The sequence below is a fragment of the Stenotrophomonas aracearum genome (genome assembly GCF_031834615.1).
Lineage (GTDB): Bacteria > Pseudomonadota > Gammaproteobacteria > Xanthomonadales > Xanthomonadaceae > Stenotrophomonas > Stenotrophomonas aracearum.
Genome location: NZ_CP115543.1, coordinates 2,411,331 through 2,433,721, shown reverse-complemented (window position 1 = coordinate 2,433,721; position 22,391 = coordinate 2,411,331). Strand labels below are relative to the sequence as shown.

Below are 22,391 nucleotides of genomic sequence, written 5' to 3'. Positions count from 1 at the left end.
GGATGGTGCGAAAGGTGAAGTTGGCGTAGTCGCTGAGGTAACCTTCGGTCACCTATCAATATCGTGGAGAAGGAAGACCATGTCCAACAGGTCCAGGTGGTGCTGCCTTGCACTGGCAGGTTTCCTGGTCGCGCACACCGCCATTGCTGGCGAGGGGCCGCGACCTGGGGATGCGCAGTACGTCAAAGGAGGCCACAGCATCGGGCCGCTGATTGAGGTGCCCGTGGACAAGCTGGGATTGAACCCCGATGCGCGCGAGAGGACGGCGCATCAGTTCGTTCGGGACAAGAACCTGCAGGGTATGGTGGCAACCGCTGCGGGATCCTCGGATCTCATCATGGCAGTGACCACGCCTGAAGAACGTCGCGCGTTGGTGGATCGACGTTCGTCCAGCGAGGGCTTCTTCTTCAATGTCGTGTTCCATGACGGCTCGAGTGTAGTCATCCGCTTGGATCTGGATCATGCGAACGGGCGCTATGAGCGCGGTAGTGCGCGCTCGGCGACTGGCGTGGAGCTGGCTGACGAAGTTTGATTGTGGCGTGGCGTGGCGTGGCGTCGCAGCCGGAAAAGCAAAAGGCCAGATCTTTAGATCTGGCCTTTTGGATTCCATGGTGCCGAAGGTGGGAAACGCCACCGCCATCCGTACACCCCTGTGTGCGCCTTATAAAACAGTAACTTGCATCAGCGTGGCGCGGATGCGTTCTGGAAGCTCACTATAAATCCGTTCTGGAAATAGGTGGCATCCCTTCCCGTAGACGAGATCGTGGAGAGGATCACGGGTGCTGCAGCCAAGGGACTTGGCCGGTAGCGAGGAGACAAGCCCCACGATCAGAAGCAAAGCGCCAGGTCTTTCGAGCCGGCTCCTGTTTGGAACTCTGTTTGCTTCAGCAGTGGCGCCATCAAAGCGGGAGGACCTACCCGTAAAAGTACTGAGGGGCCTTCAGTGCGTTTGCTGTCGCGCCTCCGCTTCGCTGAAGCGAAGCTGTGGGAGCTTGATCTGGCCTACAGCGCCAAGATTCCCTCAGGCGGCTAAGCTTCGGAGAAGACGATGCAAAGCAACTACGAGTTCGTCGGCGGATATCCCACGCCGGAAACCGTCCGCAACGCCTACGACGACGCCGATCTGGCGCGCGCTGTTCAGGCGTACAAGTTCTTCTATCCCACTGTCTCGTTTGAAGGGACTTGGCGTGGGAACCTGGCTGAGGTGGTAGTCCCTAACAAGGTGTTTCCGCTGCTTGAGGGTACTCCCACACAGCTCGTCTTTACTCCGAACTCCGATACACCCTATTCGGGCCTGCCTCTGGATCTCGTGGAAGGTCCCATGGTGGTAGAGCTTCCCCCCGGCCCGCTCATGGGAGCTGCCAATGACCTCAATCAACGGTGGGTCATGGATCTGGGGCTTCCGGGACCAGATGCAGGCAAAGGCGGGAAGCACTTGCTGTTGCCGCCTGGATACACAGGGCCTGTTCCGGACGGCTTCCATGCCGCTGAGGCGACGATGAATCGCGTGCTGGTACTGATCAGGGCTATCCCCCCGGGCGGTGACAACGATGCGGCGAATGCGCTGATGAAGTCGGTCCGTGTGTACCCACTCAACGAATCGGCCGAATGGAAAGCCCCCACCTGGGTGCGCCTCAAGAAGGGCGACTTCACGCCCCTTCAATGGGAGACGAACCTGCAGTACTGGAAGGTGCTCCACGAGATCCTTGAGATGGAGCCGCCGTACGAAGCCTATCGGGCGTACTACGGAGACCTGGCGGGTCTGGGAATCGTAAAGGGGAAGCCGTTCCAGCCGGACGCACGGATGAGGGGCATACTGGAGAAGGCCGCTCAACTCGCCAACGGCCAGATGCGCGTACAGTCCTTCGCGGACCGCAGGCCAGATCGAATTGCTTGGTCGGACCGCCGGTGGGAGTGGGCTACGCTGCGACCTGAGAACGGCACCTTCGACTCAGACAGCTATCTTGATCTGGATGCACGGGCAAAATGGTTCTTCCAAGCCCAGGTCGAGTCTCCAGCGATGTTTCGGAGAAGCGCCGGTGCCGGCTCGCTGTACTGGCTCGGGACCCGCGATCAGTCTGGTGCTTTCCTGGAGGGCGGTAAGCAGTACAAACTTCGAGTGCCGCAACCCGTACCGGCAAATCTATTCTGGTCGGTCACAGTCTACGACGCGGAGACCCGCTCTGAAATAAACAGCGGCCAAGGCTACGCCGCTTTGCGCTCGATGTTCGAGCTCAAAGGCATGAAGGGCGAGGAAATCACGCTGAAGTTTGGGCCCAGCCCGCCGACGAAAGGGGAGGCGGGGTGGATTCGGACCGTGCCTGGAAAGGGGTGGTTCGCCTATTTCCGAATCTACGGTCCTGCAGAGGCGGCCTTCAATGGGACGTGGAAGCCTGGAGACTTCGAGGAGGCGTAGCGTTCGCTGGCGAGGGACCCTGATGGCGCACTGGCAGCGCTGTATCCGCCTCGGGACTCGCATGGTGACCTACCTCAGCCCTTGTCCTCTACGGGTTTCAAGGGGTTTCGACCAGCTGGTGCCGAAGGTGGGATGCGGAGCTTCGGGACTAAAGCGCATCGGGAGCTGCGTAACTGTATGATTTAAAAGGGCGGCAGTCCGGGGTTCGCTTCCGCGTGTAGTTCAAGCTACTACCAAATGTAGTTCACTTTGTCCTCCGCTCCCTAGGCTCCTAACGTGCTGTTCGATTGGGCAGCGGTCTAGAACGACCCCGACCACCACAGGAGATGATGCCAAGGTATTGCTCAGGTTACCTGTAGAGGGTCGACGGGTAGCAGGTCGACAGGACATGATCTAGGTGGATAGAGGAGGAATAGAGTTGAAGACGAGTTTTCGCGGGTACTACTCGGCCAATCCAGCTGAGGTCTCCACGCTTTGGCGTGAAGGCTTGGTTGTCCTAGATACGAACGTGCTACTGGACCTGTACCGGGTCCCGTCCTCAACAAGAGACCAAGTGTTGCTATTGCTCGATTCCCTTGCGCAACGGCTGTGGTTGCCCCACCACGTGGCATTGGAGTACCAGCGCAACAGGCTCCAGGTCATGCACGTCGCTCATAAGAAATCTCAAGTCGCATTGGAGAAGATCGATAGCAGCTTCAATGCACTTTTGAAGCAAGTATCAGAGCTCCAACTTGAGAAGCGCGGCGTGGGCGAACACGTCGACCAGCTTCTTTCGACGCTCAAGGAGACCTTTAGTAGTCTTCTGGAGTCGGCCAGCGTCGTGCCCGCCGAGCAGTTGGACCCTGCCGCTGCGGACCCGGTCCGAGCACACTTAGATGAACTATTCGCTGGGCGGATCGGCCCTCCGCCTCCCTCACAGACGGCATTGAATGAGACTTTTAAGGATGGGGCGAAGCGGTTCGCTGCTCAGATGGGTCCCGGCTACAAAGATGAAGAGAAGGGGAAGGAGCAGCCGACCTACATGAGCGGCGGATTGATCTACGACCGCAAGTTTGGTGACTATGTGGTTTGGACGCAGCTGCTTGAGTATGCGAAGACTACAGGCGTCACCCGGGTCATTTTCGTGACTTCTGACGTCAAACCTGATTGGTGGGAGTTCTTGGGAAGAGAACGAGTGGGGCCGCTCCCGGAGCTTCGGTCAGAGATTGCAGACGTTGGCGTGGCGGATTTCGGCATGTACACGTTGGCTGATTTTATGGCAGGTGCAGGAGTGCATCTGGGTGTCGCCGTTACAGATAACGCCAAGCGTGACGTTGAAGAGATTGAACGCGATCCACAGCGCGATCTTCTCGAGGAGCATGAGCTCTCCAGGACTGCGGCTCCGGTTTTCAATGTCCCTTACAGCGCGCTTCAATCCATCGAGAGTGCTCTAGGAGGGGGACTAGGCCACGCCAAGACAACGTTCGGCGAAGCCTCCTTTATTGATTTAGGCGCTGTGTCAGGTCTCCGCCGCCGCCTGCTCGTTGTGCCCTCCAAAGCTATCCTTACCCCGCACAAGAGTGGGCTGCGAACGTTTTTTGAAGGGACCCAAGAGGTGTTTGACGGGCAGTTCGAGGTGGGGCTCGTCGTGTACGGTGGCAAGAGGAGCTTCGAAGGCGAGGACGAGTTCTCCGACTTCGCCTTGGAGATGGCCAGCTGCGCTAACCTTAGCTTCGATTACGGCTTCCCCCTCTACGTTGCGGCGCGCGTTTCCGGGACAGTCGCCGTCCGGGAGATTACCTTGCGCGGTATGCGGACCCGGCGCGATAGCACCACTAGACGCACTTCAGGTGACTCCTAAGAAGGTGAGGCCCCGCTGCCGCATCTAAGAGGGCCCCGTCTTCCAACGGAGCGGCCGCCGCTCCTCATAAAAGACAGATAGGCGCAAGGGGAGCGCGGAACCCAAGGGCGATGGCGGCACATACAACATGTCCCTCCATTAGTCTCGCCCGGATCCTAAGTGTTGAGGCTGTACGTCGCTGGCAAAGGCGCGCCCATCTGAGACTAATCTCGTAGGACCTACAATGACCTTGCGTTCGCTTTCTGACCCGATGCTGGCACTTTTAGCTGGCCTGTACGGTTGACAGTTGAGACTAAGGGACCTGTAACCGTACGTGCCAGGCACTAATGCGCCGAAACTATGAAGGCTGACGCATGGTCTCGGAAATCAGGACCAAGCTCTTACTGCCCAAGAGTCAGCCGAGCTCTCCTGTACGAAAGTCTCAGCACGGTCCTAACATCTGCTACACAGCGTCGCACGCGACTTGCCAGCACTTTGCCGGAAGACGGGGACCTTAAGACCTGTGCTGCCGATGCCACAAAAAGAGCGGATCAACTGTGTCCCTGCGGTCTCTGGATTGACTTGGGAGTACGCCCCGTAGCCATGGAGCGTTTAAGGCGCGCACGGGATATTTCCTGCAGGGGAGCCTTTTAGACTGGACGGCGTTCTGCGAGGCTCCGAAGTAGCACGCGGGCAACACCTGTAAGGCGAATCAAACGGATTCGGCGGTCCCGGGAACAAAGGTAGCACTCAACTAGACCAGCGCGGACCAGTACTCTAATGGTTCGGCTCGTGGTGCTTTGCGCTGTTCCAATCGCCGCGTCAACTCTCCGTTCAAGCTCCCCAGCGCTAATGCCATGCTCTTCGACCTGCCATAGCACCATCAAAAACACTACTCGGCGAAGCGGAGCGTCCGGCCCAAGCGCCTCACAGATGCCAAGCAGGAAAGGCTGCTGAGGATGCATCGAATCAGGTGACGATGAAGCCCTGATTGCTTTGCACTTAGGCGACGGGTGATGTTCCTTCATCGACCCCTCGAATGGCGGGGGAAGATGACATCGACGATCAGCCTCCAGCGCGCGGGGAGTCGGACCGAGATTGCCACCCCCACGGTCGTGCTTCTGCTGCTCAGCACGGATGCGACCTCACCTGGGAGTAGTCTTTCGAAAGCATGCTTGATCATTTCGGGTTCCTGTGCAAGGTGCCCTTAATGAAACACAGCAGGCAAAGGATCGGTACTTGGATACTCACCCCGTAAGAGGATAAGTATCCGCAGTTCGTTCCATACCGGCCTTCGTCCAGTGACTAGCTGAAGAGATACGTCAGCGTAAGAGAGTTGCAGCGAACCTGAGGTCGTGATCGGCAGACTTTAGAACAGCGGTGAGTGTCTCCGGATGATTCGGGTCCTCGGGCAGAACGTCAATCTGCGGAGGCATCGCGCGCTTAACGTTACGGCGAGCCACAGCGTGGTCAAGGTAGATTGCGCGCACCTGCACCGTGCGCCTCATACCTGACGGAAAGACGTCGACCCCAATATCGACAAACTCGCCAGAGCCAACAAGCATGTCGAGGCCATACCTTGATCGGTACGGTTCGGGCATCACCTCTCCGGTGGCTAGCCATCGGACCATAAGGCCGCACGTCTTTGGGCAGCAGGACAAGTAAAGTCTCGGGTTCCATCCGCATGCACCGGCAAACTTGCGTACCTTCTCAAGCATAGTGTGAGCTGGGAGGTTGGTAGACGCTGGAATGATTACGAAGGTTCCTTCACCTTGCATCTTCAGAAGAGCCATGAAGTATCGGACCCCAGAGGCAGTGGTAAATCCCTCGGCCTTAAGCCGCGTGCGGTAGTCCTTTGGATCAATAGAGGTCAGGTCGGCGGGTAGCCGTGGTCTCTTAGGAGCGCGCATCCGTACGGCATCGGGCGGAAGTCTCCGACCCTTCTGCTGCCTGGCCCGGCGTTGCTCAAACACACGGTTTCGGACTAAGTGAAGCTGGCGAAGCGCTTCCGCAGTGTGCGCTCTCTCCATCTCAGCGATAGCGGCAGCAGACGGGAGGCTGAAGGAACCATCCTTCATCAATGGCCCACAGGGTGTTTCGTCCTTGAACATTAGGCACGCAAAAGCGCGGCGCTCTGACGGCGTCGGTAGTGTGGACATGGGGCTGCCTTAAAAGTGCGGATAGGTTGGGGGATGATCTGCAGACCGCAGACGAAGTCGCTGAACGAATGCCTCTATGCGTCTACCCGAAGGCGTCCCTCTGTGCTTTTCGCTTATGCGTATACACCTAAGGTAGTTCTACGATCCGTAGCGCCCAGGCGTACCTGATCTAAGCCCAGTCCGAGGCATGGGGAGTTAGCTATGCGGCGTCGAGCTGACCAGCTCGGCTGGATCGGAAACCCAGAGCACTGGCCCACGGCGAGTGTCTGCGCAGCGGGTTGGCCCGTGACCGAGGTCTAACGCCTTGGGTGGAACCCAATCGCCAATGGAGGGGTCGCCGTTACCCAAGGGCTGGAAGGATCTCGGGTCTGTTCCCTTGGGTGCAACCAAATCAGTGAGCAAGGCTCGGGCTACGCCTGGAGGGGCGGACCGAGCTTCCTAAGCTACCGCCCAAGCCTGTCCAACAGCCTGGAGACGCCGGCACGAGTCCATCTAGACCCACGAGGAGTCAAGATCCCGCCAGCGTTTAAAGACGACACGATCCCCCCTAGGGTGGTCACTCCAGCCTGCCGAAGTTCGGCTACAGTCTCCCTAAGGCGCTCGGCAAACCTGTCCGCCTCACAGCGAACAGCCCGTAGAGCGGCTTCATTACCCTTCTTAGCGCGCCTTAGCGATGCTGCGCCGTTAGGATTTCCGAGCACCTGTCCCCGGGCCTTAGCGGCCTGTAGGGCGGCTTTAGTGCGACTTGAGATGGCTTGACGTTCCTGCTGGGCCACCAAGGCCAGAATGCCCACGGTCAACTCGCAGGCGTCCGGCATATCTGCAGCAATAAAGCGCGCACCTGAGTCGCGCAGCGTCAGGAGGAAGGCCGCGTTACGGCTCAATCGGTCCAGCTTTGCAATGATGAGAGTCGACCCGGTAAGTCGACATAGCTGGAGAGCCTTCCTCAACTTGGGGCGGTCGTCTCTCTTGCCGCTCTCCGTCTCCGTGAACGTCTCCGCTATCACGCCCCCTCGCTGAGCGACCAGCGCTTCACACGACGTCCGCTGGGCGTCGAGACCGAGACCGGATGCTGCCTGCCCACGGGTGGACACGCGATAGTAGGCAATGAATCTAGAAGCAGTAGTCACCGCGTATCAATCTGCGTAGCGAACGTTAGGCGAAATGATACAGGTCGAATGCAAGCGGTCAAGCTTCGCTCTTGGGCAGCTTCTTTAGTCGCCCATACCTGCATTACGCGATGCGCGGAAGCGCTACTATCAGCCTGACTAAGCAAGGGTGACACATGGAGTGGCTCAAGAGCATTGCAGAAGTATTGAAACTCGGCCCGCGCTTTTTGGTGGCCGGAGCACTGCTGACGGCAGGGGCATTGTTCGCTCCCGCCAAATGGCAGGAAGTGCTTGGTGTGGGTACTTGGATCGGCGTCTACCGTGGCTGGATAGGCTTAGCGTTCGCGGTGTGCGCAGTGCTGCTTCTGTTGACCATCCTGCACTGGGCATGGCAGCTGGCGTTAGCGAAACACGCAACTCTTGTTGCCAGGCGCGGCATTAAAAGGCGGCTACGCAGCTTGACTGAGGAAGAGAAGAAGATTTTACGCTACTACGTCTTAAACCAAACGCGATCCAACAGTCTACGACACCAGGATGGTGTGGTCGCCGGACTTTCGACGGCAGGAATCATATATCTGGCGTCGCAGACCGGCCACCACTTCGACGGATTCGCTTTCAACATAGTCGACTATGCTTGGTCAGTGCTACAGAAGGAGCCGGATCTTTTGAATGGGGAGACTACGGAAGCGCGCTGCGACCGTAGCGCGAAGCCTTGGGATTAGAGTAGGCGCCTGGTTACCACATGTAGGTCCGGCCTGGGGCCCCGCCGATGCTCGATTCGGGCTGTTTCCTGTTTTTTCAGCGAGGCACCGCAATGTTTCTGTGATTCAGATCGGGGCAGTGCGCGGAGCTATGACGAGCGTGAGAACGTTAGCGTACGCAAGTCGCTTACCAAGCGGCTCGCAACCAGCCGGGTGATGGCAGATCCGCCGAGATGGCGAACGATGCTTGTTACACTTAGTTGGAGAAAGGGGGGGTAGGGGGGGGCTCGGACGTTCCGATCAAGTTATGCCTCTTCGATATTTTTTGTAGAATCCTGCAGCACTTCCTCATCATTGTGCTTGCCGCCGGACAAGCCGTCCGTGATAGTCAAGAGGGTCTAACCGTGGCAAATGGTAGACCTCCGGTTTCCATTATTTCGCGCCTGGAGAAGCACAATGGTTCCAAGTCATTACATCGCCACTCCTAAGGAACGGAGGTGACTGCATGCTGACAGATGATTTGCTGACTCAGTTGTGTTTCAAAGGTGAAGGTACTGATCTGGATTACAAGGCGGAGAGGTATCTATTCTCTGGCGCATCGGACGAAGATAAGGGTGAGATCCTCAAAGATATCTTGGCGATGGCCAACGCCCATCGAGACGGTACAGCCTACATCCTCCTTGGCTTTCGAGAGAACTCGCCGCATCCAGCGGACGTTGTGGGATTGCCGACCGATGGTGCGATCGACGATTCACGGATCCAGCAGTTCGTCAACGAAAAGCTAGAGAGTAAGTTGACCTTCCGTTACGAAGAGAGAATATATGAAGGGCAGCACATCGCCGTCATTTCCATCCCTAAACAGGCTCGTCCGTTCTATCTCAAGAAGGACTACGGGAAGTTGTTGAAGGATAAGGTCTATATTCGGCGAGGAAGTTCGACGGACGTAGCCTCTCCACGAGAGATCGCGATGATGGGCGTCGCGAATAGCGCTCGTCCGCTCGCCAACGTCGATCTTGAATGGAGGCAGGATGACAACGAGCCTTTGGCGGCGACATTTGCATTGGCGTTCTACAGTGGGGCGGCGGATCTGCCGGACTATTCGACCGACAAGAAGGTGCGTGACGCATTGGGACTGCAGTCAGCCTATATCGAGACACACGAGGACAACAGGGACTTCTGGAGGCAGGCGGCGGAGCATGTGATCCTGACGAGCCGCTTGGTAGCGGTTCGGATCAAGGTGACCAACCATTCGGATTTTCCATTGTCTGGGACTAAGCTGGAAGTCCAAGCGCTAGATATCAATGCGCGAGCTTTGGAGCTTGATTTCGTCAGTGAGCTCCCAAAAATGCCCGCAGCAAGATGGAATATTTTCCATCGACAAATGGACCATATGAGGGCGATGCCACGCATCGAAAGCAGTATGAGTCAAGTGGAGCTCGACAACAGGGAGGGCAGTCCTCTCTTCCGTATTCGGTTGGGGAACTTGCTACCTGGTGAATCGATCATTGTCGACGAGGACTTGGCGATTCTACCCCGCAATGCGGGGGCATATGCCCTCAAGGCAAGACTTCTGGCAAACGAGCTCAACCCGCCGCTAACATTTGAGCATGCATTCGAGGTTGAGGGGGATGACGCAGTGCTGGATGTCAACCGGTTGAAAGGTCTGCTCTTCAATACCCGGCAACGAAGCAAAGGCGATTGACGCAATCCTCAGGCGGAGATCCCGCTTAAGTTCAGCGCCCTGGATTAGATCGCACCGACAGAACTTCTACCCGGGCGTCCGCTGAGCAAATGCACTTCCAGGTCGCAGTGGAGTGCGGCAGTACCGAATCTGTCTGGTCTTTAAGAGCTAGTGCGCTCGAGATCTAAGATGCAGTGCCGCTGATGGGACGCCCTTGTTCTTGCTGCCAAAGCCGTGGTCAGCGCTTCGTTTTTCCTACGACGCGATGGAGCCTATTCATCCGGCGCGTCCCGCTCATGCCGGTGAAAGACACCAGCGGAGTATTTCCCCGTTGGGGCTCCAATGGGGAAGGTACGTGTTGAGAGTGACGTGGCCCTTGAGTGAATGGTCATGGCGCGAGGGCGGGGTGTCAGGCGTGCTGCCGGACAAGGCCCTTCCCATTGCCGAAGTCCATGACATATTTATCTACGGCTACTCCATAGGTAATAGCATTCATGGCCTCGGCCATAAGTTCCATATTCTTTGACTTTACATAGTGCTTGGCCATGATTGTCGAGCCACCTTCGTGACCTACAATCAGCTGCCGGAGCCATTCGGGGTGCCCGGCCTCCGTCATTAGGGTAATCCCCGTATGTCGCAAGCTGTAGACCTGCAGCGTCTGGTGCAAGCCGACCCGCTTCCGAACCGTCTGCAGTCGTTTGCCGATAAGCTTGAACCGGTTGTCGTCCGGCGTCGATGTAGTCAGGCCCGACAATAGCCAGCCATCGGAGCTTTCTCCCGCAAGGCGTGAGACAAGATCTCGAAGCTGGGGCGGGATGGGAATCGTGCGCTCTCCTGCCTGTGTCTTGCTCCTCTTGATGGTCAGAGTTGTCTCGGTCACATCCTCGCAGCGCACATTACAGAGCTCTTGGGGTCGTGCGGCGGTGTACGCGCAGATAGCCACCAAGGGCCACATCGGGTCGCCGTGAGGGATGGCCTGAAGCATTTTCAGCAGGTCCTCAGGGGACCACGTGGACCGTTCATCGCGTGACGTGTCAGCAGCGCGCAGCAGCATACCGACCTTTCCAAAGGGATCCGACGTGGGGATCATCCCTCGAACTTCGAGCCAATCGGCAAAGCCCCGGCAGGTGGCGAGCATGAACTGCTTGCGCGACTTACCCACCGGCAACGGGTTCAGGGCCTCTTCCACAAAGCCCACCGCTCGCGCCTTAGTCAGATCGGTGGGGCGGGCGTCATCTCCCAGGTACTTGAGCAGCTTGTTCAAGTGCCCACGGCGCTCTGCAACGGTGGCCTGCTTGATGCCTTTAGTCGCCTCAAGGGCCAACCACTGTTCACTGAGCGACTCGAGCAACTGGACCCCGCTCGCCACGGCACTCGCCTTGCGAACAAAGGTTAGGTCTTTGCTGCCGATCACCGGCTGGCCGTACTCGTCGCGGGGCAGGGCATCTAGGTATGAAGACAGCTGTCCATCGAAGTCGTTCTCAGACATCTCTCCAGCTCGAACCTGCTCGGCCAACGGCATAAGAGAGGCGGCATCCGCAGGCAGCGGCGCGCGCGCAGCCTCCTCGAAATCAGCTTGGAACCGCGCAATGACCTTGTGCCTGTCCCGGAGGGCCTGGCTCAAATCGGAGGTGCGAAGGGATTCGTTTCGGATCAGGCCCCAGACATGCTGTGCGGATGTCGGGACTCGCATCGTGACGTAGAAGACCTTGCGGTCGCCCTTGCCACGCTGCTTTAGATAGGTCGGTTGGGGACTCATGAACTACATTGTAGTTCAGTTTGTAGTTCACTTTCCGCCTGCAACCATTGTCCTCTATAGGTTTCAAGGGGTTTCGACCAGCTGGTGCCGAAGGTGGGACTCGAACCCACACGCTTTTAAGGGCGGCGGATTTTGAGTCCGCTGCGTCTACCGATTCCGCCACTTCGGCTGGCTGGCCGCGCAGTGTATACAAACTCCGGCCGCTTGGCGAGGTCTGAATCGTTTAGGTTGGCCCGGGCCGTCATCTGGCCGCGACGCTATACTCATTGCGCTGAACCATACAGGGAACTGGAATGAGCGCGTTGCAGGGCCTGCGGATACTGGTAGTCGAAAACGACGAGATGAGTGCCTCGCTGCTCGACATGCAGCTGGTGCAGCTCGGTGCCGTCGTGGTCGGCATGGCGGGCGGGGTGGCCGAGGCTGTGCAGCTGGTCAAGGATCACGCGCCGCAGGTGGTGCTGCTCGATTACCGCCTGGCCAACAATGAAACCAGTGACCCGGTGGCCGAACTACTGACCGCGCGCGGCATTCCGTTCGTGGTGGCTACCGGCATGGCGGCACATCAGCTGCCTGAGGCGTTCCGCGCCGGCGTCGTGCTGGTCAAGCCTTACCTGGGCAAGGAACTGGAAGCGGCGCTGCTGAAGGCGCTGCTCGGGAACCCGGTCGCCAGCTGAGCGCGCGTTACGCCGCTTCTTCGTAACCCAGTTCCACCGGCTCGCGATCGTCGAGGATCCGGTACAGCGCGCCCAGGTCATCCGGATCGGGATTCAACCAGGCATCCAGGTTCTCGCGCCGGATCGGCACGATGCAGCGGTCGTGTCCGGCTTCGGCCACGTCGCGTGGCGGTTCGTCGGTGATTGCGGCGAATGAGAGCAGCCGGCCTTCCGGGCCTTCCCATTCCGACCACAGGCAGGCGATCAACAGGTCGCGCTGCGGCCGGGGGCGGAATTCCAGCACCACGTTCTGCGCGTTCTCGCCCGGTGCCAGCGTGCGCTGTTCCATGGCATGCCGCGGTACGTGCTCGTAGAACGACTGCACCACCACCACGCCATGGTGGTGGCCGAAGGCGTTCTTCCAATACGCCTCCAGGCTGTCGCGGCGGGCGTTGTAGGTGCCGGGGTAAAGCGCGTCGTTGCGCGCGGGCTTGTCCGGCAGGCGGCACTGGTAGCGCATCGGCTTGATGACGCGCTGGCCGTGCTCAGAGACGATCACCGGCGCGTACACGCCCGGGAAAATGCGGCTGTCGCGTGGCAGCAGGCCGCTGCGGTGCAGGTCGGCCAGGCGCGCCTGCGCGCGGTCGATGCGGTTGCCGGCAATGCGGATCTCGTTGCGCGCCTTCTGGGTAGGGCGGTGCGCCAGGCTTTCTTCGGCCTGCTTCAGGCGTGCGCTTTGTACACGCAGCTCCTGGTCGAGGGTCTGCATTTCCTCGGCGTGCCACTGCTGGATCCTGGCCACGATGTCCTGGCCGAGCGGGGTGCGTGCGCCGATGAAGCCGTCGTCCATGGCCTTGGGGGTTTTCGGACGCTGCTTGCCGGCATCGTGTGCGTAGAGCTGGGCGAATTCGTCCAGCGACAGGGTGGCGCCGAACTCACGGACCAGCTTGGTGTAGTCGGCGCGGATCTGGGCGGAATAGCACATGTGCGTAGGCTACCAAAACAAAAAGCCCCGACCGGAGTCAGGGCTTTTTGTGTTTTAAAATTGGCGTCCCCACGGGGATTCGAACCCCGGTCGCCACCGTGAAAGGGTGATGTCCTAGGCCTCTAGACGATGGGGACGCACGAAAACTGAATTTTAATGCCGCATCCATCCGATCGGCCTAATGACCGGATGTTGGTGGAGCCAGGCGGGATCGAACCGCCGACCTCCTGCATGCCATGCAGGCGCTCTCCCAGCTGAGCTATGGCCCCACGTTGATGCTGCGAGCCGCCTATCATAGCTGGTTTATTTGGGAATGCAAACAGATTTTTAGCGGCAACAAAAAACCCCGGCACTGCCGGGGTTCTCTGCGTTATTGGCGTCCCCACGGGGATTCGAACCCCGGTCGCCACCGTGAAAGGGTGATGTCCTAGGCCTCTAGACGATGGGGACGCACGAAACTTTTGATTTTGCTTCTGTCGGACGGCCTATGTCCGGAGAAGTGGTGGAGCCAGGCGGGATCGAACCGCCGACCTCCTGCATGCCATGCAGGCGCTCTCCCAGCTGAGCTATGGCCCCACGTTGTTACCGCGAGCCGACCATCATAGCGTTGATTTGCCTGAATGGGAAGCCGGGGTCTTGCAGTCTGATGAGTGGCGTCCCCACGGGGATTCGAACCCCGGTCGCCACCGTGAAAGGGTGATGTCCTAGGCCTCTAGACGATGGGGACGCATGAAACTCATCAAGTTTTTCCAGCTGCTCCGGACGGCCTAAGGTCTGGAGTGGTGGAGCCAGGCGGGATCGAACCGCCGACCTCCTGCATGCCATGCAGGCGCTCTCCCAGCTGAGCTATGGCCCCACGATGCTGGAGGCCGAATTCTACGCGGATGTGAAGGGTTCGCCAAGTGTTTTCTGCATGCGCGACACACGCGCGACGCAAACAAAAAGCCCCGACCGAAGTCAGGGCTTTGTGCTTTACAACTGGCGTCCCCACGGGGATTCGAACCCCGGTCGCCACCGTGAAAGGGTGATGTCCTAGGCCTCTAGACGATGGGGACGCACGAAAAACTTGAATTGTGTTCACTACCTTCCAATCGGCCTAAGGATTGGAGTGGTGGAGCCAGGCGGGATCGAACCGCCGACCTCCTGCATGCCATGCAGGCGCTCTCCCAGCTGAGCTATGGCCCCACGTCGTGAGGAGCGGAATCATAGCGACGCTGTTTTCGAATGGCAAGAAAAAACTGTCATGCATTCGACACGCGTTGATGGCGCAGCCGCAGCGCATTGCTGATCACCGACACCGAACTGAGGCTCATCGCCACCGCAGCGAGCATCGGCGACAGCGTGATGCCCAGCGGATACAGCACGCCGGCGGCGACCGGAATGCCCAGCCCGTTGTAAAGGAACGCGAAACCAAGGTTCTGGCGCATGTTGCGCACGCTGGCGGCGGACAGCTGGCGCGCACGCAGGATGCCGCGCAGATCGCCCTTGACCAGCGTGACCTGCGCGCTCGACATCGCCACGTCGGTACCGTTGCCCATCGCGATGCCGACGTTGGCGCTGGCCAGCGCGGGGGCGTCGTTGATGCCGTCGCCGGCCATCGCCACCACGCGCCCCTGCGCCTGCAGGCTGCGGATCAGTTCTGCCTTGTCGGCCGGGCGCATGTCGCCGTGCACCTCGTCCAGGCCGAGCTCGCGCGCGACTGCTTCGGCAGTGGCGGTGCCGTCGCCGGTCGCCATCACGATGCGGATGCCGTCGGCATGCAGCTGCGAAATCGCTTCGGCGGCGGAGGCCTTGATCGGATCGGCCACGGCGATGATGCCGGCGAGGGTGCCGTCGATGCTGAGGTACATCACGCTGGCCGCCGCGCGGCGCAAGCGGTCTGCATCGGTCTGCACCGACTCCAGCGCGATCCCGTGTTCGCGCATCAGCGTTGCGTTGCCGAGCAGCAGCGCCTTGCCCTCAACGGTGCCACGCACCCCCAGGCCGGTGAGCGAATCGAAATCGTCCACGGTGGCGAGCGCCTGGCCGCGCGTACGCACCTCGGCAACCATCGCTGCCGCCAGCGGGTGCTCGCTGCCCTGGTCCAGGCTGGCGGCCCAGTGAAGGATCTGGTCTGCGTTGAAGCCCGCGACGGCAATCGCCTCGCGGAACGCCGGGCGGCCTTCGGTCAGCGTGCCGGTCTTGTCCACCACCAGCGTATCGACCGTGCGCAGCGCCTCGATCGCTTCAGCGTCGCGGAACAGCACGCCGTGCTGTGCGGCGCGACCGGTCGCGACCATGATCGTCATCGGCGTAGCCAGGCCGAGTGCGCAGGGGCAGGCGATGATCAGCACCGCCACCGCGCTGAGCACGGCATGCGTCCAGGACGGTTCGGGACCGAACAGGCCCCAGCCGAAGAACGTCAGCACCGCCACGCCGAGCACGGCCAGCACGAACCAGTACGCCACCTTGTCGGCCATGCGCTGCATCGGCGCGCGCGAACGCTGTGCCTGCGCCACCAGCTGCACGATCTGCGCCAGCATGCTGTCATCGCCCAGGCGTTCGGCACGAATCACCAGGCTGCCGGTACCGTTGAGGGTGGCGCCGATGACCGCATCGCCCACGGTCTTGGTGACCGGCACCGGTTCGCCGGTCAACATGGACTCGTCCACGCTGGAGCGGCCTTCCAGCACGCTGCCGTCCACCGGCACTTTCTCGCCGGGCCGCACGCGCAGGCGGTCGCCCGGTTGCAGGGTGGCGATCTCCACGTCTTCCTCGCGGCCATCGTCGCGCAACACGCGCGCGGTCTTCGGTGCCAGCCCGAGTAGCGCCTTGATCGCCGCGGAGGTCTGCGCGCGGGCGCGCAGTTCCATCAGCTGGCCAAGCAGGGTGAGCGAGATGATCACCGCCGCCGCTTCGAAGTACACGCCGACATGGCCATGCTGCTGGAAGGAGGGCGGGAACAGGCCCGGCGCGACGGTGGCCACCACGCTGTAGCCGTAGGCCGCCAGCACGCCGGTGCCGATCAGCGTCCACATGTTGGGGCTGCGGTTGCGGATCGACTGCGCCCAGCGCTGCAGGAACGGCCAGCCGGCCCACAGCACCACCGGGGTGGCGAGGGCGAACTCGATCCAGACCCTGACGTTCGGCGACAGTGCGTGAAGCAGCGGTGTCATCGCCAGCATCGCCAGCATGAAGGTGGCCACGCTCATCGGCAGGCTCCACCAGAAGCGCCGACGGAAATCGGTGAGCTCCGGGTTCTCGCCTTCGTCCAGGCTGGGCATCATCGGCTCGAGCGCCATGCCGCAGATCGGGCAGGTGCCGGGGCCGTCCTGCACGATCTCCGGGTCCATCGGGCAGGTGTAGCGGGTGCCGGGTGGTACCGACGAGGCGGGGACGGCCGGTTTGGCTGGATGCGCCGAGCAGCAGCTGTGCGGAGCATTCATGCGCGCGGCTCCGTCAGTGCGGCCAGGATCGGACACTGCTCCAGGTCGCCGTGGCCGGGGCAGGCGTCGACCAGCTGGCCGAGCGCGGCCTGCATGCGCTGCAGTTCGGCGATGCGCTGCTCGATGTCCTGCAGCTTGTGCACGGCGGTGTCGCGGACCTGGGCCATGTCCTGGCCACGGTGGTCGCTGAGCCGGAGCAGCTCGCCGATTTCCTCGAGGGTGAAGCCCAGCGCCTTGGCGCGGCGGATGAAGCGCAGACGGGTCAGGTCGGTGTCGGAAAACACCCGGTAACCGCCGGCACTGCGCTGGGCAGTGGCCAGCAGGTGCTGGCGCTCGTAGTAACGCACGGTGTCGATGGGCACGCCGGCCTGGCGTGCGAGCTGTCCTATGTTCACGGCGGTCTCGCAGGGGAGCAGGCGCACAGTGTGAACCCTGGAGTCTGGTCAAGAGTCAAGGGTTTGCTGCAATCGGCCGGATGTCGTTACCGGGCCGGATTTACAACTTGTTTCATAGCTGCATGGGAAGGCCCTCCGTACGCTCCCTCTGAATCGCCGGTAAGCCTTGATCCAGCAGGGATTGCCGGTCTCAGCAGCCGTTCCAGGAGCGCCGTCATGGATGCATCTTTCCCTACCTCATCGTCGAATCCCAAGCCAACCTCGCCGACCCTCATGGAAGTCGCGGTGCTCGAATACCCCGGCAGCCTGCGCGCTGCCGCGCCCGTGCTGTCCGAACTGGCCCAGCGCTGCAACCGTACGGCGGCCGCCGGCAAACGCTCGGGCGCGCGGATGCTGGTGACCCGCTGGACGTTGTCCACGCGCGGGCACGGCATGCAGCGCGTGGCCGGGGCCGAACTGTTCGGCGACGCCCCGCCGTCGGTCATCGTGGTGCCAGGCAACGAGCCCAGCTGGCCGCTGATGCAGGGCGACGAACGCATGCTGACCTGGCTGCGCGACTGCCATGACGCCGGCAGCCTGCTGGCCGGCTGCGAGGAGGGCGGGCTGCTGCTGGCCTCGGCCGGTATCCTCACGGGCCGCTCGGTCAGCCTGCCGGACCTGTCGCGCTGCCCGACGCTGGCGGCGGTGGTGCCGAGCTGGCAGCCCAGCGAGCGGTCACTGGTCGACGACGGCGACCTGCTGACCTCCTCCGGCCCGGACGCCTGGAAGTACATCAGCCTGCGCCTGCTGGCCCGCATCTATGGGCAGAGCGTGATGAGCGCGGCGATCCAGCAGCTGCAGCTGGTCATTCCGCGCGGCGTGCAGGAAGACCTGGAGCGTTTCAGCCCGAACTTCGCCCATGGCGACCGCGGCATCCTCAAGGCGCAGCGCTGGTTGCACAGCATTGCCGCACGCGGGGTGACCCTGCAGGACATCTGCGACGCGGCCGGATTGGAGCCGCGCACCCTGCAGCGGCGCTTCCTCAAGGCCACCGGCCTGCGCCCGATCGCATACTGCCAGCGCCTGCGCATCGCCAAGGCGCAGCTGCTGCTGCAGGGCGGCGGCGCGGTGGACGAGGTGTCGTGGGCGGTGGGCTACTCGGACCAGAGCGCGTTCCGCCGCCTGTTCCTGCGCATCGTCGGCGTGACCCCGGCGCGCTACCGCCGCCAGATATTCGCGCAGCGCCGCGAACGCCTCCGCAATGCGCTGCCACACATGCAGGGGGAACCGCTGCGCCCCGCTGCCTGAACCCCAACACTGCGTTGCCTGCATCCGGCTGCGCCGCCCGCCGGATGCGACTACCCTGTGGGCTGATCGTTACGGGCGTGCCCCGGGAGTGTCCATGTCGTTGAAATCTTCGCCCCTGCCGGGCTCCGTGCTGGCCGTGTCGATACTGCTGGCCGTGGCCGGGTGCAGCCAGGCGCAGCAGCCTGCCAAGACCGCCGCCCAGCCGGCTGCGGCTTCCACTGCAAAGGCCGGAGCGAACCGTCCTGCCGTGTTGCAGGGTATCGAGAAGCACGGCTTCGAAGTGATGGGTGAATTCGATGCACCGGGCGGGCTGCGTGGCTTTGCGGGCCTGGTGGGTGGTCAGCAGCCGGCCGCTGCGTATGTCACCGCGGACGGCAAGAATGTGATGGTGGGCACGCTCTTCAATGAGAAGGGTGAGGACGTCGGCGCCGCACCGCTGGAAAAGCTGGTCGAAAAGCCGATGTCCGACAAGATCTGGAACAAGCTGGATGCCAGCGCGTGGGTGCGCGACGGCCGCGCCGATGCGCCGCGCGTGGTCTATACCTTCAGCGATGCCAACTGTCCGTATTGCCATCGGTTCTGGGAAGCCGCACGCCCGTGGGTGGACAGTGGCAAGGTGCAGCTGCGGCACGTGATGGTGGGCGTGATCCGTGAGGACAGCCCGGCCAAGGCCGCGGCGATTTTGGGTGCGCCCAATCCGAGCGCGGTGTTCCTGCAGAACGAGCACGATTTCAGCAAGGGCGGGATCAAGCCGGCGGCGAAGATCACGCCGGAACTGGCCAACAAGCTCGATGCGAACCAGGTGCTGATGGTGGAGCTGGGCTTCCAGGGCACGCCGGGCATTCTGTTCCGTGATGCGCAGGGCATCGTGCAGCGCGTGTCGGGGATGCCGCAGGGGGAGGACATGGAAAAGGTGATGGGCGCGGTGCGTTGATTTCGATCAACGACTGAATAGGCCCGCAGCTTGATGCTGCGGGCATGGTTCTTTGCTTTGTTTTTGCGTTGACACGCATGGCGTGTCACTACGTTTCACGACACGCTAACTCCTTGGTTGATAATCAAGGCGCAGGCACGCGCAGTTGCTGCGCGAAACCCGGGATTGGGAGGGAGTCCCGCAGTACCGGGTCGCTGGCAGGGGGCGTGCACGGCAACGTTGCGTCTTCGGTCGGCCGTATTGTCTGCGGTCCACGGAGGACGTGATGCGGTGTTCTGTCGTGCTGTTCTGTGTGTTCGCCCTGTGGGCCACGCCCTTGCATGCGCAGGATTCAGCGGAGGCGCTGCGCCAGGATATCCGCACGCTGCGCCAGACCCTGGAAGCGATGGAGCAACGCCTTGATGCGTTGGAGCACACGGAGGGACGAACGCCGCCGGCACGTCCCGAAGTGGTTGCCGTAGCGCCCTCGGCCATCGCATCTCCCGCGTCGATCAGTCTGGTAACGGGTGCCAGGGTGCCCGGTACGGGTCAGGCGATCCTTCCACCGCGCGATTCGGTGGCAGATCCCTCCACGGCAGCTTCGCGCCCCGACAGCGCCGCCGGGCCGACCGACCCGGAGCTGAAAGGCTTCTTCGCCATTCCCAACACCAACACGATGATCCGCATCGGCGGCTACGCCAAGCTGGACGCGATTGCCGACACCCGTGCGGCGGGTGATGAGGATCAGTTCGTCACCTCCACCATTCCGGTCGGCAGCGCCCACCGCGACACCACCAACTTCAACCTGCATGCCAAGCAGACCCGCTTCAGTTTCGAGGCGCGGCGGCCGACCTCGCGCGGCAACCTGCGCTTCTATCTGGAAAACGATTTCTTCGGCAGCAGTGACGGCTACCAGTTCCGGCTGCGCCATGCCTACGGGCAATTGGGCAACACCTACGCCGGCTATGGCTACGCCACCTTCATGGACGCCGACAGCCTGCCCGACACGCTGGACTTCGCCGGGCCGGGTGGGGCGGGTTACCTGCTGGTGGCGGGCGTGCACCACAGCTTCGAGATGGGCAAGGGCAACACGCTGACCCTTGCCGCCGAAGACCCCGACAGCCAGTTGGCCGGCACCACCGATGACACCGTGGCGGTGAACCGCCTGCCCGATGTGACCGTGACCGCCCGCATGGAGCGCGACTGGGGACATCTGCAGCTGGGTGGGGTTGCGCGCAGCCTGGGCTATGACGGCGACCAGCGCGACGAGCGCCGGTTCGGTGGTGGTGTGCAGCTCAGTGGGTCGGCCTCGGTCGGCGAGCAGGACCTGGTGCTGTTCGGCCTGCTCGGCGGCAAGGGCATGAGCCGCTATACCGCCGACCTGACCGGCTCCGGCCTTGACGCGGTGATCGGGCTGGACGGGCGGCTGCATGCGCTGTCGCTGCAGGGCGGTTTCGTCGGCTACACCCACTACTGGTCGCCGATGTGGCGGTCGAACCTGGTGTACGGCCAGTTGAACATGGACCGCAACGCTGCACTGGCGGCCGATGCATTCAAGCAGAGCCAGTACGGCGTCTTCAACCTGATCTGGAGCCCGGCACCGTCGTGGACGATGGGCATGGAAGTGCTGTACGGGCAGCTGGAGCAGCAGGACGGACAACGTGCCGACACGGTGCGGGTGCAGGGCAGCCTGCAATACAACTTCATCAAGTAACGGAGCGATACCGTCATGGCGCAGAAGAAGATCGGGGTAGTGGGTGCCACCTTCCTGGTGGCGGGCAACATGATGGGATCGGGCGTGTTCCTGCTGCCTTCGAGCCTGGCCAAGATCGGTACCGCCTCGATCTGGGGCTGGCTGGTGACCACCGCAGGCGCGCTGCTGCTGGCGTTCGTATTCGCCAAGCTGGGCAAGCTGGCGCCCAAGGCAGGCGGACCCTACGCGTACGCCCGCGACTGGTTCGGGCCGTACATGGGCTTCCAGACCAACACCATCTACTGGTTCGCCAACTGGATCGGCAACGTCGCCATTCCGATCGCGGCGGTGGGCTACTTCAGCTACTTCTTCCCGATCCTGTCGCAGCCGGTCCCGCGCTGCATCGCGGTGCTGGCGCTGGTCTGGGCATTGAGTTTCGCCAACGTGATCGGCCCGGCCTTCGTGAGCCGGGTACAGACGGTGACCACCAGCTTTGCATTGGTGCCGATCCTGGGCATCGCCATCTTCGGCTGGTTCTTCTTCGACCCGACCATCTTCAAAGGCGCCTACAACGTCTCGGGCGAGAGCAACTTCGGCGCGATCTCCAGTGCGGCGGCGCTGACCCTGTGGGCGTTCATCGGCGTGGAGTCAGCCTCGGTGACCGCCGGGGTGGTGGAGAACCCCGAGAAGAACGTTGCAAGGGCGACCCTTGCCGGCGTGTTCCTGGCAGCGGTGGCATATATCGCCAGCTCGTCGGTGATCATGGGCATGGTGCCGAACGGTGACCTGCAGGTGTCCGACGCGCCGTTCGCGCTGGCCGCCGCCAATGCGGTGGGTGGCTGGGGCGGTGCCCTGGTGAGCTTGTGCGCCTTCATCGGCGCGGCCGGTTCGCTGGGCGGCTGGATCCTGCTGACCGCACAGAGCGCCAAGGCCGCATCGGATGACGGGTTGTTCCCGAGCATTTTCAGCAAGACCAACAAGGACGACGTGCCGGTCAAGGGCGTGCTGATCGTGGCGGTGCTGATGACCCTGGCGGTGCTGGTGACCTCGACCTCGGAGACCGCCTCGGCCCAGTTCGATGTGATCACCTCGGCGGCGGTGGTGTTGACCCTGCTGCCCTACATCTACTCCTGCGTGGCCTGCTACTTCGTGGTGGAACGTTCGCACACGCTGGTGCACATCGGGGCCTTCTGGTTCCTGACCAGCATCACGGTGGTGTACTGCCTGTGGGCGATCTTCGGCTCGTCCGGCAGCATCGTGCAGTACGCCTTCCTGTTCGTGCTGTTCATCACCGTGTTCTACCCGTTCTTCAGCGAGGAACGGCGCCGCCAGCGCGGCCAGCTGCCGCCGCTCGAGGCCACCACCAGCACGAAGCTTTCTTGATCTTCCCCCAGGA

Annotated in this window: 16 protein-coding genes and 9 tRNA genes; 10 read left to right on the top strand and 15 right to left on the bottom strand. The window is 61.7% G+C overall.

Going from position 1 to position 22,391, the window contains the following annotated elements:
* The first annotated feature begins 79 nt into the window (after positions 1–79).
* The 3 genes from PDM28_RS11075 to PDM28_RS11065 all read left to right on the top strand — a co-directional run bounded on the left by PDM28_RS11075 (position 80) and on the right by PDM28_RS11065 (position 4,256).
* The gene (locus tag PDM28_RS11075) at positions 80–532 is read left to right on the top strand and encodes a hypothetical protein (protein WP_311182023.1); all 453 of its coding nucleotides are present in this window, start codon (positions 80–82) and stop codon (positions 530–532) included.
* 516 nt (positions 533–1,048) lie between these two features.
* Positions 1,049–2,416 carry a DUF1254 domain-containing protein gene (locus PDM28_RS11070; RefSeq protein ID WP_311182022.1) on the top strand — a complete coding sequence of 456 codons (1,368 nt, stop codon included), beginning with the start codon at positions 1,049–1,051 and terminating at the stop codon, positions 2,414–2,416.
* Positions 2,417–2,834: 418 nt separating this feature from the next.
* Positions 2,835–4,256, top strand: a complete 1,422-nt coding sequence (locus tag PDM28_RS11065) for a PIN-like domain-containing protein (RefSeq protein ID WP_311182021.1) — start codon at positions 2,835–2,837, stop codon at positions 4,254–4,256.
* A gap of 629 nt (positions 4,257–4,885) precedes the next feature.
* Here the strand turns inward: PDM28_RS11065 and PDM28_RS19300 are convergent.
* On the bottom strand, positions 4,886–5,200 hold the full coding sequence (locus tag PDM28_RS19300) for a helix-turn-helix domain-containing protein (RefSeq protein ID WP_425507661.1): 315 nt from the start codon (positions 5,198–5,200) through the stop codon (positions 4,886–4,888).
* A gap of 1,637 nt (positions 5,201–6,837) precedes the next feature.
* A complete protein-coding gene (locus PDM28_RS19295) occupies positions 6,838–7,524 on the bottom strand; it encodes a recombinase family protein (RefSeq protein WP_425507594.1) in 687 nt (228 codons plus the stop codon).
* Positions 7,525–7,679: 155 nt separating this feature from the next.
* On the opposite strand from PDM28_RS19295, the gene PDM28_RS11060 reads away from it, so the two are divergent.
* Positions 7,680–8,225, top strand: a complete 546-nt coding sequence (locus PDM28_RS11060) for a super-infection exclusion protein B (protein ID WP_311182020.1) — start codon at positions 7,680–7,682, stop codon at positions 8,223–8,225.
* A gap of 484 nt (positions 8,226–8,709) precedes the next feature.
* Positions 8,710–9,906, top strand: coding sequence for an AlbA family DNA-binding domain-containing protein (locus tag PDM28_RS11055; protein WP_311182019.1), 1,197 nt, complete (start codon positions 8,710–8,712; stop codon positions 9,904–9,906).
* Positions 9,907–10,294: 388 nt separating this feature from the next.
* On the opposite strand, the gene PDM28_RS11050 is transcribed toward PDM28_RS11055, so the two are convergent.
* Both PDM28_RS11050 and PDM28_RS11045 read right to left on the bottom strand, forming a co-directional pair.
* Positions 10,295–11,644 (bottom strand): tyrosine-type recombinase/integrase, encoded by a 1,350-nt coding sequence (locus PDM28_RS11050; RefSeq protein WP_311182018.1) that lies wholly within the window; start codon positions 11,642–11,644, stop codon positions 10,295–10,297.
* Positions 11,645–11,726: 82 nt separating this feature from the next.
* A tRNA-Leu gene (locus tag PDM28_RS11045) sits at positions 11,727–11,813 on the bottom strand.
* Between the two features lie 124 nt (positions 11,814–11,937).
* Between PDM28_RS11045 and PDM28_RS11040 the strand changes: the two genes are divergently transcribed.
* Positions 11,938–12,318: a response regulator gene (locus tag PDM28_RS11040; RefSeq protein ID WP_311182017.1), complete on the top strand. Its 381-nt coding sequence runs from the start codon at positions 11,938–11,940 to the stop codon at positions 12,316–12,318.
* Positions 12,319–12,325: 7 nt separating this feature from the next.
* On the opposite strand, the gene PDM28_RS11035 is transcribed toward PDM28_RS11040, so the two are convergent.
* The 11 genes from PDM28_RS11035 to PDM28_RS10985 all read right to left on the bottom strand — a co-directional run bounded on the left by PDM28_RS11035 (position 12,326) and on the right by PDM28_RS10985 (position 17,102).
* Positions 12,326–13,282, bottom strand: coding sequence for an SOS response-associated peptidase family protein (locus PDM28_RS11035; protein WP_311182015.1), 957 nt, complete (start codon positions 13,280–13,282; stop codon positions 12,326–12,328).
* A gap of 61 nt (positions 13,283–13,343) precedes the next feature.
* Positions 13,344–13,419, bottom strand: a tRNA-Glu gene (locus tag PDM28_RS11030).
* 56 nt (positions 13,420–13,475) lie between these two features.
* Positions 13,476–13,551 (bottom strand) — tRNA-Ala (locus PDM28_RS11025).
* A 105-nt stretch (positions 13,552–13,656) separates the two neighbouring features.
* A tRNA-Glu gene (locus PDM28_RS11020) sits at positions 13,657–13,732 on the bottom strand.
* Positions 13,733–13,782: 50 nt separating this feature from the next.
* Positions 13,783–13,858, bottom strand: a tRNA-Ala gene (locus PDM28_RS11015).
* A 75-nt stretch (positions 13,859–13,933) separates the two neighbouring features.
* Positions 13,934–14,009 (bottom strand) — tRNA-Glu (locus tag PDM28_RS11010).
* A gap of 53 nt (positions 14,010–14,062) precedes the next feature.
* A tRNA-Ala gene (locus tag PDM28_RS11005) sits at positions 14,063–14,138 on the bottom strand.
* 123 nt (positions 14,139–14,261) lie between these two features.
* A tRNA-Glu gene (locus PDM28_RS11000) sits at positions 14,262–14,337 on the bottom strand.
* Between the two features lie 54 nt (positions 14,338–14,391).
* A tRNA-Ala gene (locus PDM28_RS10995) sits at positions 14,392–14,467 on the bottom strand.
* Positions 14,468–14,523: 56 nt separating this feature from the next.
* On the bottom strand, positions 14,524–16,614 hold the full coding sequence (locus PDM28_RS10990; RefSeq protein WP_343236718.1) for a copper-transporting P-type ATPase: 2,091 nt from the start codon (positions 16,612–16,614) through the stop codon (positions 14,524–14,526).
* Between the two features lie 89 nt (positions 16,615–16,703).
* Positions 16,704–17,102, bottom strand: a complete 399-nt coding sequence (locus PDM28_RS10985) for a heavy metal-responsive transcriptional regulator (RefSeq protein ID WP_070209142.1) — start codon at positions 17,100–17,102, stop codon at positions 16,704–16,706.
* A 216-nt stretch (positions 17,103–17,318) separates the two neighbouring features.
* Between PDM28_RS10985 and PDM28_RS10980 the strand changes: the two genes are divergently transcribed.
* The 4 genes from PDM28_RS10980 (at position 17,319) to adiC (ending at position 22,378) form a co-directional block, all read left to right on the top strand.
* Complete coding sequence (locus PDM28_RS10980; protein WP_311182013.1) at positions 17,319–18,389, top strand: GlxA family transcriptional regulator; 1,071 nt, start codon at positions 17,319–17,321, stop codon at positions 18,387–18,389.
* Positions 18,390–18,483: 94 nt separating this feature from the next.
* Positions 18,484–19,323, top strand: coding sequence for a thiol:disulfide interchange protein DsbG (gene dsbG / locus PDM28_RS10975; RefSeq protein WP_311182012.1), 840 nt, complete (start codon positions 18,484–18,486; stop codon positions 19,321–19,323).
* 265 nt (positions 19,324–19,588) lie between these two features.
* Entirely contained in the window at positions 19,589–21,016 is a 1,428-nt protein-coding gene (locus PDM28_RS10970; protein WP_311182011.1) for a DcaP family trimeric outer membrane transporter, read from the top strand.
* 15 nt (positions 21,017–21,031) lie between these two features.
* Complete coding sequence (gene adiC, locus PDM28_RS10965; protein WP_311182010.1) at positions 21,032–22,378, top strand: arginine/agmatine antiporter; 1,347 nt, start codon at positions 21,032–21,034, stop codon at positions 22,376–22,378.
* The last annotated feature ends 13 nt before the right edge of the window (positions 22,379–22,391 follow it).